This is a genomic window from Streptomyces sp. MNU89 (assembly GCF_020982505.1).
GTDB lineage: Bacteria > Actinomycetota > Actinomycetes > Streptomycetales > Streptomycetaceae > Streptomyces > Streptomyces xinghaiensis.
Window position 1 is genome coordinate 3,691,375 of the sequence record NZ_JAJKLL010000001.1, and the last position, 12,032, is coordinate 3,703,406.

At 70.2% G+C, this 12,032-nt stretch carries 8 protein-coding genes and 1 pseudogene; 7 read left to right on the forward strand and 2 right to left on the reverse strand.

Going from position 1 to position 12,032, the window contains the following annotated elements; translation table 11 throughout:
- Positions 1 to 17 precede the first annotated feature (17 nt).
- On the reverse strand, positions 18 to 1,493 hold the full coding sequence (locus E4N63_RS15890) for a CCA tRNA nucleotidyltransferase (protein ID WP_230241002.1): 1,476 nt from the start codon (positions 1,491 to 1,493) through the stop codon (positions 18 to 20).
- Between the two features lie 168 nt (positions 1,494 to 1,661).
- Here E4N63_RS15890 and E4N63_RS15895 point away from each other — a divergent pair, with 168 nt between their 5' ends.
- The 7 genes and pseudogenes from E4N63_RS15895 to trxA all read left to right on the forward strand — a co-directional run bounded on the left by E4N63_RS15895 (position 1,662) and on the right by trxA (position 11,284).
- Positions 1,662 to 4,097: a DUF6049 family protein gene (locus E4N63_RS15895; protein ID WP_230241003.1), complete on the forward strand. Its 2,436-nt coding sequence runs from the start codon at positions 1,662 to 1,664 to the stop codon at positions 4,095 to 4,097.
- A 45-nt stretch (positions 4,098 to 4,142) separates the two neighbouring features.
- A pseudogene (murJ, locus tag E4N63_RS15900) lies at positions 4,143 to 6,288 on the forward strand (murein biosynthesis integral membrane protein MurJ).
- 110 nt (positions 6,289 to 6,398) lie between these two features.
- Positions 6,399 to 8,153 (forward strand): protein kinase family protein, encoded by a 1,755-nt coding sequence (locus E4N63_RS15905; protein WP_230241005.1) that lies wholly within the window; start codon positions 6,399 to 6,401, stop codon positions 8,151 to 8,153.
- Between the two features lie 43 nt (positions 8,154 to 8,196).
- Positions 8,197 to 8,871 (forward strand): RNA polymerase sigma factor SigM, encoded by a 675-nt coding sequence (sigM, locus tag E4N63_RS15910; RefSeq protein ID WP_230242507.1) that lies wholly within the window; start codon positions 8,197 to 8,199, stop codon positions 8,869 to 8,871.
- On the forward strand, positions 8,868 to 9,800 hold the full coding sequence (locus E4N63_RS15915) for a hypothetical protein (RefSeq protein ID WP_230241006.1): 933 nt from the start codon (positions 8,868 to 8,870) through the stop codon (positions 9,798 to 9,800). Before sigM ends, E4N63_RS15915 begins: the two co-directional genes overlap by 4 nt.
- Before the next feature lie 128 nt (positions 9,801 to 9,928).
- Complete coding sequence (trxB, locus tag E4N63_RS15920; protein ID WP_125623978.1) at positions 9,929 to 10,915, forward strand: thioredoxin-disulfide reductase; 987 nt, start codon at positions 9,929 to 9,931, stop codon at positions 10,913 to 10,915.
- A gap of 39 nt (positions 10,916 to 10,954) precedes the next feature.
- The gene (gene trxA, locus E4N63_RS15925; RefSeq protein WP_043464439.1) at positions 10,955 to 11,284 is read left to right on the forward strand and encodes a thioredoxin; all 330 of its coding nucleotides are present in this window, start codon (positions 10,955 to 10,957) and stop codon (positions 11,282 to 11,284) included.
- Between the two features lie 122 nt (positions 11,285 to 11,406).
- Here trxA and E4N63_RS15930 read toward each other — a convergent pair whose 3' ends face one another.
- Entirely contained in the window at positions 11,407 to 12,024 is a 618-nt protein-coding gene (locus E4N63_RS15930) for a GNAT family N-acetyltransferase (RefSeq protein WP_125623979.1), read from the reverse strand.
- Positions 12,025 to 12,032: the final 8 nt, after the last annotated feature.

Below are 12,032 nucleotides of genomic sequence, written 5' to 3' on the forward strand. Positions count from 1 at the left end.
GCCCTCGCGGAGGCGCCTCACCGCTGAGTGGCCCACCACTCCTTCAATGCCGCCACTGCCGCGTCGTGCTCCATCGGGCCGTGCTCAAGCCTCAGCTCCAGCAGATGCTTGTACGCCTGGCCCACCACCGGCCCCGGAGGAACGCCGAGGATCTCCATGATCTCGTTGCCGTCCAGGTCCGGCCGGATCGCGTCCAGCTCCTCCTGCTCCTGGAGCTGGGCGATGCGCGCTTCCAGACCGTCGTAGGCCCGGGAGAGGGCGTTCGCCTTCCTCTTGTTCCGGGTCGTGCAGTCCGACCGGGTCAGCTTGTGCAGCCGGTCCAGCAGCGGGCCCGCGTCCCGCACATAGCGGCGCACCGCCGAATCCGTCCACTCACCCGTGCCATAGCCGTGGAAGCGCAGGTGCAGTTCGACCAGCCGCGAGACATCCTTGATCATCTCGGTCGAGTACTTGAGCTTCGCCATCCGGGACTTCGTCATCTTCGCCCCGACCACCTCGTGGTGGTGGAAGGAGACCCGGCCGTCCTTCTCGAACCGCCGCGTCTTCGGCTTCCCGATGTCATGCAGCAGCGCGGCCAGCCGCAGCACCAGGTCGGGGCCGTTCTCCTCCAGTTCGATGGCCTGCTCCAGCACGGTCAGCGAATGCTCGTACACATCCTTGTGCCGGTGGTGCTCGTCACGCTCCAGACGCAGCGCCGGCAGTTCCGGCAGCACATGCGCGGCCAGGCCGGTGTCCACGAGCAGCGTGAGCCCCTTCCTCGGCCGGTCGGCCAGCAGAAGCTTGTTCAGCTCCTCGCGCGTGCGCTCGGCGGAGACGATCTCGATCCGCCCGGACATCGCGGTCATGGCCGCGACCACCTCCGGGGCAACCTCGAAGTCGAGCTGTGCCGCAAACCGCGCGGCCCGCATCATCCGCAGGGGATCGTCCGAGAACGACTCCTCCGGGGTGCCCGGGGTCCGCAGGATCCGGGCCGCGAGGTCCTCCAGTCCGCCGTGCGGGTCGATGAACTCCTTCTCCGGCAGGGCAACCGCCATCGCATTGACCGTGAAGTCACGGCGGACGAGATCCTGCTCGATCGCGTCACCGTAGGACACCTCGGGTTTGCGCGAGGTGCGGTCGTAGGCCTCCGAGCGGTAAGTGGTCACCTCGATCAGGAAATCGCCCTTCCGGCAGCCGACCGTCCCGAAGGCGATGCCCACCTCCCAGACCGAGTCCGCCCACCCGCGCACGATCTTCAGCACGTCGTCGGGGCGGGCGTCCGTGGTGAAGTCCAGATCGTTGCCCAGCCGGCCCAGCAGCGCGTCCCGCACCGATCCGCCGACGAGGGCGAGCGCGTGACCGGCTTCCCGGAAACGGCGCGCCAGGTCGTCGGCGACGGGGGACACCCGTAGCAGCTCCCCCACAGCGCGGCGCTGCGCCCGGCTCAGCGTCTGCGCGGCGTTCGAGATCTGCGGGGCCTGCGGGTTGAGGCTGTCATTCTTCGCGTTCGGCACGACAGACCAGGGTACGGCCCCCGCGCCCCCGCGGCGTCCACGTTTCCCGCGGCAGCTCCCCCGGGGATCTTGTGAGGCCATCCCCAGCACTTCGCCCGGCCGGGCATCGTTACCATGCGTGGACGCACATCCGACGACCACCACCGATGACGAGGGACGGGCGAGCGCGTGGCCGAGGTGGCAGCAATCCAGGGGACGACTATCGGTCCCGCCCGCCGGTGGTGGCGGAAGGCTGCCGCAGTACTGGCCGGCACACCGCTGCTCGCCGGGCTGGTCCAGCTTCCCGCCGCGCCCGGAGCGGAGGCCGCGGCATCGGCCACCGGCTCCCGGACCGTCGATGTCTCCATCAACTCGCTGACCCCGGTGGTACCCGCGGAAGACGACACGATCACCGTCACCGGCCGGGTCAGCAACGACGGGAAATCCGCGGTCGACGGTGCCCGCGTGGGCCTCCGTGTCGGCCAGACGCCTCTGAGCAGCCGGGGCGCCATCGGCATCGTCGCCAAGCGCAAGGGCTTCTCCGCAGCGGAGGACGGCCGCACTGTCGACGGTGAGCACACCGTGAAGCTCGGCGAGCTGCCGGCCGGTGCCAGCCGCAAGTTCAGCATGACGCTCCCCGCCGAGGATCTGAACCTGGGAGACGCGGGGGTCTATCAGCTCGGTGTGGCCCTCAGCGGCCGCACCGCGGGCCAGTACGACCAGGTACTGGGCATCGAGCGGACCTTCCTCCCCTGGCAGCCCGGGGAGGCACGGAAGCCGACGAAGATCGGGTACCTCTGGCCGCTCATCTCCACCCCCCACCTCACGGCCCGGACCGGGTCGGACCAGCAGCAGACCCCGCAGTTCCGCGACGATTCCCTCGCCGCCGAACTGGCACCGGGCGGCCGGCTCCAGCAGCTCGTGGCCCTCGGCAAGGACCTCCCCGTGACCTGGGTGGTCGATCCCGACCTGCTCGTCAGTGTCGAGATGATGACCAAGGAGTACGAGATCCGGGAACCCGACGGGTCGGTCACCAAGGGGGAGGGCCAGGCGGTTGCCCGCCAGTGGATGAGCGACCTGCTGGCCGCCGTGGAGGGCCGGGAGCTGGTCACGCTGCCGTTCGCCGATCCCGACCTCGCCTCGCTCGCCCACCGCGGGACCAAGGTCTCCGGATCGATCAGTCATCTGAAGACCGCCACGGATCTCGCCGTGAAGACCGGTGAAACGATCTTCGGCCGCAAGCCGCGCGCCGACTTCGCCTGGCCTGTGAACGGGGCCGTCGACACCTCCGTCATCGACGTCGCCACCTCGGCCGGCGCACGCAACGTCATCACCCGCGGCGACAGCCTGCGCGGGGAGGACGAGCCGCCCTACACCACCAGTGCCGTCCGGCCGATCGGTGGCGGCACCACGGCCCTCGCGGCCGACACCCGTCTCTCCACGGCCTTCCAGGGCGACATGACCGGCGCGGAGAACTCCACACTCGCCGTGCAGGAGTTCCTCGCCCACACCTTGATGGTCAACCGGGAGGCACCGGGCCGGGAACGCAGCCTCGTCGTCGCTCCGCAGCGCAGGCCCACCGCGCACCAGGCCCGGGCGATGGCCGAGGCACTGGAAGGGCTGCGGGCCGGCGGCTGGACCCAGCCGCAGGAACTCCGGGACGCCATCCAGGAGAAGCCCGACCCGCGGGCGGCCACCCGGGTCCCGGGCGTTCGCTCCTATCCCGAGGCGCTGCGCAAGCAGGAGTTGCCCACCAGGGCTTTCGAGGACGTCCAGCGGACCCAGAACGCGCTCAACGGCTTCACGGTGATCCTCTCCGAGCCGGACCGGGTGATCACCCCGTTCGGCAACGCGATCCTGCGCGAGATGTCCACCGCCTGGCGGGGCGAGCCCAGGGCCGCCGAGGCCTACCGGGAGTCCGTGGAGGACTATCTGGCGGGTCTCACCCAGGAAGTGAAGCTGATCGAGAAGGCCCAGAAGAAGCTGACGCTGTCCGGGCGCAGCGGCACGATTCCCGTCACCGTGCAGAACAACCTCCTGCAGGGCGTCGAGGACCTCAAGCTGGTGCTCCGGTCCAGTTCTCCGCACCGGCTCGACCCCGGCGAGCCCCAGTCGGTGGAGATCGGCAGCGGCCACAGCCAGACGGTCAAGTTCGACACCACGGCCAACGCGAACGGGCTCGTCTGGGTCGAGGCCCAGCTCTACACGGAGGACGGACGGCCCTACGGCGCCCCGATGTCGTTCAAGGTGAACGTCACCGAGATCACCTCCACCGTCATGCTGGTCATCGCGGGCGGGGTGCTCCTCCTGGTCCTGGCCGGCATCCGGATGTACACGCAGCGCAAGCGGGCCGCGGCCCGGGAGGCGGGCGGGCCCGCCGGGGGAGCGGGGACCGCGGAGGACGAGCCGCAGCCCGCCGGGACCACCGGGAACGCGGGCGCGGAGAACGCCGGGGGGCCCGAGGAGGCGGAGGGGACCGGGCAGGACGTCCCGGCGGATCCCCCGCCCGCCGGCGGGGACGACACGGCCGGATCCGAGGCACCCGGCAAGCGCGAGACCGGGGGCGCGGAGGCCGGACCGGAGAAGAGCGAAGCTCCCGATCCGGGTGAGAGGGTGGAGCGTTGAGCGAAGTCGTGGTCTGGTGGCCCGGGATGATGAAGTGGGGAAGCGATGAACGCGCCGTACGACGGTGACCGGGGCCGGTACCCGGGCGGTGACCCGGCCGCCCAGGCGCCGCCGCCCGCCCACGACCCGTACGCCCGGGAAGCCGGCCACGACCCGTACGCCCCGGACACCGGCCACGGCCCCTACACCGGGGACCCGTACACCCCGGCGCCCGGCCCGGACCCTTCGGCCGGCCCCGGCGGCGACGCTCCCCACGACCACCAGCCCGCCGGGCCCGCCGGGCCCGGGCCGTCCCCGTGGACGCCCCCACCCGGTCCCGAGCGCGGGACCGCCGGGCAGCAGGACGCCTTCGCACACCTCTACCGGGACCAGCAGCAGCCGTACGAGCCGCAGCGGCCACCCCACGCGCCCCCGGCCGTCCAAGCGCCTCCGCCGCCCCAGTCCCCCGCCTTCCGGGCCCCGAGTCCTCTCCGCCCCCGCCCCGGCCCCGGCCACCGGCCCGAACCCGGAGCTTCCGTCGGATCCCGAACCGGCGCCGGCGAAGAAGTCCGCCGGGCGGGCCTCGGGACTGCTGAAGTCCAGCGCGGTGATGGCCGCCGGCACCCTGGTCTCCCGGATCACCGGTTTCCTGCGCACCCTGGTGATGGCCGCAGCCATCGGCGTCGGCACACTCAACGACGCCTACCAGGTCGCCAACACCCTCCCGACGATGATCTACATCCTCGTCGGCGGCGGGGCGCTCAACGCCGTCTTCATCCCGCAGCTGGTGCGGGCCATGAAGAACGACGACGACGGCGGCGAGGGCTACGCCAACCGCCTGCTCACCCTCGTCATCGTCCTGCTCGCGGGCGTCACCACCGTCTGTGTGCTCGCCGCCCCGCTGCTCATCAGGATGATGTCGGCGAAGTGGGTCTCCGAGCCCGCGCAGATGGACGTGGCCGTCGCATTCGCCCGGTACTGCATCCCCACCCTGTTCTTCATGGGCGTCCACGTCGTCCTCGGGCAGATCCTCAACGCCCGTGGCCGGTTCGGCGCCATGATGTGGACCCCGGTTCTCAACAACGTCGTCGTCATCGCCACCTTCGGCGGCTTCATCTGGGCCTTCGGCGGCTTCACCAGTACCGGCATGGACGCGGAGACCATCACTCCGGAAGGCGTCCGGCTCCTCGGCATCGGCACCCTGCTCGGACTCACCGTCCAGGCGCTGGCGATGCTCCCCTACCTCCGCGCGGCGGGCTTCACCTTCCGGCCCCGCTTCGACTGGCGCGGCCACGGCCTCGGCAAGGCGGCCCGGCTGGCCAAGTGGACGTTCTTCTTCGTACTCGCCAACCAGCTCGGCATGATCGTGGTCACCCAGCTCGCCACCTGGGCGGGCACGGTCGCCGAGAAGCAGGGCTACCCCGGCACCGGCATCACCGCGTACAACTACGCCCTGCTGCTCTGGCAGATGCCGCAGGCCATCATCACGGTCTCCGTGATGACCGCGGTCCTCCCCCGGATCTCCCGTGCCGCGGCCGACGACGACCCCGGAGCCGTCCGCGACGACATCTCCTACGGACTGCGCACGTCCGCCGTGGCCATCGTCCCGTGCGCCTTCGCCTTCCTGGCGCTCGGCGTCCCCATGGCCACCCTGCTCTACGGCGCCTCCGGCGAGTCCGGCGCACGCAACATCGGCTTCACCCTGATGGCGTTCGGCCTGGGCCTCATCCCGTACTCGGTCCAGTACGTGGTCCTGCGCGGCTTCTACGCCTACGAGGACACGCGGACGCCGTTCTACAACACGGTCATCGTCGCCACGGTCAACGCCGCGGCCGCCGGAGCGAGCTTCCTTCTGCTCCCGGCCCGCTGGGCCGTGGTCGGCATGGGGGCGTCCTATGGGTTGGCCTACATCGTCGGGGTAGGCGTTGCATGGAAGAGGCTGAGCCGGCGGCTCGGCGGCGATCTCGACGGGCGCCGCGTCACGCGGACCTACGCCCGGCTGGCAGGGGCCGGTATCCCGGCCGCGCTCGCGGGAGGAGCGGCGAGCTATGGCATCACACAGGCTCTCGGCAACGGCGGACTCGCCTCGCTGGCGTCGCTGGGCGCGGGCGGGATCGCGCTCCTGGCGGTCTTCGTCCTGGCTGCGAAGCGGATGAGGATCGAGGAGATGACCGCCATGGTCGGAATGGTCCGCGGCCGCCTCGGCCGCTGACCGCGTACAACCATCGTCCGACGCCGCATGTCGTGCGGAGGGACGGACTGTGGGCACAATTGCTTAGCTGTGGTGACCGGCGTGCAACGGATGGGGAGGCAGGAACGACGGTGGCGGAACGGAGCACGGCTGCCGTCGACGTGGCAGACAACAGCGGCGAGGACCCGCTGACCGCCCAGGCGGGAGATGCCAACGCCGACGAGGTGAAAGCCCAGAACACGACCGGCACGGCGGACACGGACGCCGCCCGCACCGACACCGGCCCCAGGAACGCGGCGAGACCACGGCCGGCGTCCGTGGCCGATGTCGACCCTCCCGAACTGCACAGCGGGCACAAGCTCGCCGGGCGCTACCGGCTGGAGGAGTGCCTCACCCGTCTGGACGGCTTCAGCAGCTGGCGTGCCGTGGACGAGAAGCTCCGCCGCGCGGTCGGCGTGCATGTGCTGCCCGCCGACCACCCGCGCGCCCGGCCCGTCCTCGCCGCCGCGCGCTCCGCCGCCCTGCTGGGCGACCCCCGCTTCGTCCAGGTCCTCGACGCCGTCGAGGAGAACGACCTGGTCTATGTCGTTCACGAATGGCTGCCCGATGCCACCGAACTGACCGCCGTCCTCGCCGCCGGCCCGCTGGAACCGCACGACTCCTACCAGCTCGTGACCCAGGTGTCCCAGGCCATGGCCGCCGCGCACCGCGAAGGTCTCGCCCACTTGCGGCTCACCCCCGGCTGTGTTCTGCGCACCCACTCCGGCCAGTACCGGATCCGGGGACTGGCCGTGATGGCCGCCCTGCGCGGCATCAGTTCCCAGCACCCCCAGCGCGACGACACCGAGGCGATCGGCGCCCTCCTCTACGCCTCCCTCACCCAGCGCTGGCCGTACGAGGAAGACGCCTACGGTCTGCCGGGACTGCCCAGAGGAACGGGGCTCATCGCTCCCGACCAGGTGCGGGCCGGGGTCCACCGCGGGCTCTCGGACATCGCGATGCGGGCCCTGGTCAACAACGGCTCCACACCGCTCCGCCTGGAGCAGCCGTGCACCACCCCGGAAGAACTCTGCAAGGCCGTCGCGGCGCTTCCCCGCATCCGGCCCCCGGAGCCCTCCTTCGCCACCCCGGCCTATCAGCCCGGCTCGTACCAGCCACCGGCCGCCTACCCGCAGACTTCCTCCAGGAACGGTATGGCGCCGGCGGCCCAGCCCGTCCCGCCGCCTCCTCCGCCGCCGCTGCACAGCCGGACGGGCAAGGCACTGAAGTGGACCGTCTCGGCCCTGCTGATCACCGCGCTCGGTCTCGGCAGCTGGCAGGTCGCGGACACCCTGATGAACCGCGACCAGCGCGCGCCCGGCGATGCCGACCTGGCCCAGGGCGGCGAACCCGAGGAGAAACCGCAGCAGAAGGAGAAGGCGACCCCCTTGAAGATCTCGGCCGCGACCGAGTTCTCACCCCTGGGCTCGCCCGTGGCCGCCGGCAAGGTGCCCAACGCCGTGGACGGCGATCCGGGCACCGCGTGGGTGACTCCCCACTACAAGGGCTATGCCAACTTCGGAAATCTCGCGAACCGCAAGGACGGCAGTGGGCTCATCGTCGATCTCGGCAGTGTGCAGGCCGTGACCGGTGTCCGGGTGGGGATGTACCGCAGCGGTCAGACGGCTCAGGTGCTGGCGGCCCCGGAATCCGCCTCCGCCCCCGCCTCACTGGACGACTTCTCCGAGCAACTCAGCAAGCGGGAGCAGGCCGGCAGTGAACTGAGGATAAGCACCGGCAAGCCCGTCCGGACCCGGTACGTACTCATCCACATCACGGAGCTGCCGCACGACGGTTCGGCGAACCAGTTCCGGGGCGGTATTTCCGAGATCACTGTGACAGGCTGAGCCGGAGCCGAGGCGGAGGGGAGGGCCCGACGTGGACGACGCCATGCGCGGCTCCATGACCGACAAGGATCTCCTCGCACGACACATCGCCGGCGATCAGGAAGCCTTCGGAGAGATCGTCCGACGCCACCGTGACCGTCTGTGGGCGGTGGCGCTCCGGACCCTCGGGGACCGCGAGGAAGCCGCCGACGCGGTCCAGGACGCCCTCGTCTCGGCCTACCGGGCCGCACACACCTTCCGCGGCCAGTCGGCCGTCACGACCTGGCTTCACCGCATCACCGTCAACGCCTGTCTGGACCGGGCCCGCAAGACCGCTTCCCGCAGAACGTCCCCGGTCGCCGAGACCGAGCGGCTGGAGCAACTCCTGGAGCCCCACGAATCGGCCTCCGCACCCGCCGAGCGGGGGGATCTGCACCGCGAACTCCTGCAGGCCCTGGGCACCCTGCCCCCGGAACAGCGCGCCGCCCTGGTGCTCGTCGACATGCAGGGGTACCCCGTGGCAGAAGCCGCCCGGGTTCTCGGTGTTCCCAGCGGAACCGTCAAGAGCCGGTGTGCCCGTGGCCGGGCCCGCCTGCTCCCCCTGCTCTCCCATCTCCGCGGTGGCGAAAGCGGTAGTACGGATTCGAATAAGGGAAGGAACCGTGCGCCGAGGACATCCGTCCCACCGGCGGCACCACCGCGGGATCCAGATGCCGTGAAGGGAGGCAGGCGGGCGTGACATCCACGATCGACACGGACCAGCATCCGGACGTTGCGGAGATCTCCGCACTCACGGAAGGAGTGCTGCCCCCGGAGCGCACCTCCGCTGTCCGCGGCCATCTCAATGACTGCGATCTCTGTACGGAGGTGCGGGTCTCCCTGGAGGAGATCCGCGATCTGCTGGGCACCCTGCCGGGGCCGTCCCGCATGCCCGCCGACGTGGCAAGCCGGATCGACGCGGCGATCGCCGCGGAGTCCCTTCTCGATGCGAACGCCCCCGGCACCGTTTCACGTGAAACGGCCTCCCTCGCTCCCTCCCCTGTTTCACGTGAAACAGAGCAGGACCGGTCGCCGCTCAGGCGTCCGGGCGGACGGCGGACGCGGCCCCACGGCAGCACGGGTCCCGGACGGCAGGCCGGCGGACGGCGCCGCTGGCGGACGGCGGCCCTCGGCGTGGCCTGTGTCCTGGGTCTGGGAGTCGGCGGTGCGGCCCTCGTCCAGTCCATGGGCTCCTCCCAGCAGGGTGATGCAGCTGCCGCGGGCGAAACCTCCTCCGACACGAAGAGCGAAGAGGCGGGGCTGAGCGCCGCGACCTTGGAGAGCAAGGTACGGAGCCTGCTCGACGAGGGCCGCGAGAGCCGGGAAGGTCTGGCGGAGAACCCCTCCACCACAGAGCCGGATACGCTCGGAGCCCAGTCGAGCCCTGCTCAGCCGTTGAGCGGAGCCGATGTGGTGCTGCCTCCGTGCATACGGAACGGCATCGATCCTCAGGCGGAACCACTGGCCGCGGGGGAGAGCACCTTTGAGGGCAAGCGGGTCTACGTCGTCGTCCTGCCCCACCGCGTGGATGAGGACAGGGTGGACGCCTACGTCGTCGACTCCTCGTGTATCACCACCGCGGAGCCGCGTGGCGACGTCCTTCTGAACCGCGTCTATGCCCGACACTGACCCCTGGAAACCCACGGGGTCAGCAGTGGGAATGCCTGCCGTCTAGGATCCGTTGGGTGGGGTGGGACTCCGGAACGGGCCCCTGATTGACCCCTGGACAGCAGTCAGCAGAGACGAGGAAGACACCCGTGAGCGACGTCCGTAACGTGATCATTATCGGCTCCGGGCCGGCGGGGTACACCGCGGCGCTCTACACCGCGCGGGCCTCGTTGAAGCCCTTGGTCTTCGAAGGGGCGGTCACCGCCGGTGGTGCGCTGATGAACACCACCGATGTGGAGAACTTCCCCGGCTTCCGCGACGGCATCATGGGCCCGGACCTCATGGACAACATGCGGGCCCAGTCGGAGCGTTTCGGCGCCGAGCTCATTCCCGATGACGTTACGGCTGTCGACCTGACCGGGGACATCAAGACGGTCACCGACTCCGCCGGCACTGTCCACAAGGCTCGCGCGGTCATCATCGCCACCGGCTCCCAGCACCGCAAGCTCGGGCTGCCGCGCGAGGACGAACTCTCCGGGCGCGGTGTCTCCTGGTGCGCCACCTGCGACGGGTTCTTCTTCAAGGACCAGGACATCGCCGTGGTCGGCGGCGGCGACACCGCGATGGAGGAAGCGACCTTCCTCTCCCGGTTCGCCAAGTCCGTCACCGTCATCCACCGCCGCGACACACTGCGTGCATCCCGGGCGATGCAGGAGCGGGCCTTCGCCGACCCGAAGATCACCTTCGCCTACGACAGCGAGGTCGCCGAGATCCACGGCGACCCGAAGCTCACCGGCGTCACCCTGCGCTCCACCAAGACCGGCGAAACCCGCGAGCTTCCCGTCACCGGCCTCTTCATCGCCGTCGGCCACGACCCCCGCACGGAGCTCTTCACCGGACAGCTGAACTTGGACGACGAGGGTTACCTCACCGTCGACGCCCCCTCCACGCACACCAACCTCCCCGGTGTCTTCGCCGCCGGCGACGTCGTCGACCACACGTACCGCCAGGCCATCACGGCCGCCGGGACCGGCTGCTCCGCCGCCCTGGACGCCGAGCGCTACCTCGCCGCCCTCTCCGACACCTCCGCTGAGCACACCCCGGAGCCGGAGAAGACCGCCGCGGCCACCGTCTGACCATCCCACTTACCCTCCCGAGAAAGCTAGGAGATCGCCATGGCCGGCGCCCTCAAGAATGTGACCGACGCGAACTTCGATGAAGAGGTTCTCAAGAGCGAGAAGCCCGTTCTCGTGGACTTCTGGGCCGCCTGGTGCGGTCCGTGCCGTCAGATCGCCCCCTCCCTTGAGGCCATCGCCGCGGAGCACGGGGACAAGATCGAGATCGTGAAGCTGAACATCGACGAGAACCCGGCGACGGCCGCCAAGTACGGCGTCATGTCGATTCCGACGCTCAATGTCTACCAGGGTGGCGAAGTCGCCAAGACGATCGTCGGTGCCAAGCCGAAGGCGGCGATCGTGCGCGACCTGGAGCCCTTCATCGGCTGACACACCGGTTTCACGTGAAACAGGGCCTGCCCTCTCAAGGGGGCAGGCCCTGTTCCTTCTCCGCTTCGTGACCCCCGGCACCGGAGATCCGTCCGATACGGGAGAACCATCCGAGAAGAGAGCTACAGCGGTCGGAGTGCCGGTTCCTTCTGCACCGCACCGAGCAGGCGGTCCAGCGCCATCTCGACGTCCTCCTTCCAGGAGAGCGTCGTCCTCAATTCCAGCCGCAGCCGTGGGTAGCGGGGATGCGGCCGCACAGTCTTGAAGCCGACGGCCAGGAGGTGGTCCGCAGGCAGGACGCAGGCCGGTTCCGTCCAGCGGGCGTCACCGAAGGCCTCAATCGCCTTGAAGCCCCTTCTCAGCACGTCCTTCGCGACGGTCTGGACGAGGACCCGTCCCAGCCCTTGGCCCTGATAGCCCGGCATGATCGAGGCCGTCATCAGCTGGACGGCGTCCGCGGCTACCGGGCTTGTCGGAAAGGCCGTCGACCGCGGCACATACGCGGGCGGCGCATAGAGAACGAAGCCCGCGGGAACCTCGTCGACGTAGAGAACGCGACCGCAGGATCCCCACTCCAGCAGGACAGCGGAGATCCAGGCCTCCTTCTCCAACTCCGGCCGGCCGGCCTGGACCGCGGCCTCACCACTGACCGGATCGAGCTCCCAGAAGACGCAGGTACGGCAGCGCTTGGGAACGTCCGGAAGGTTGTCCAGGGTGAGCGGTACGAGCCGACGACCCATGAAGTCTG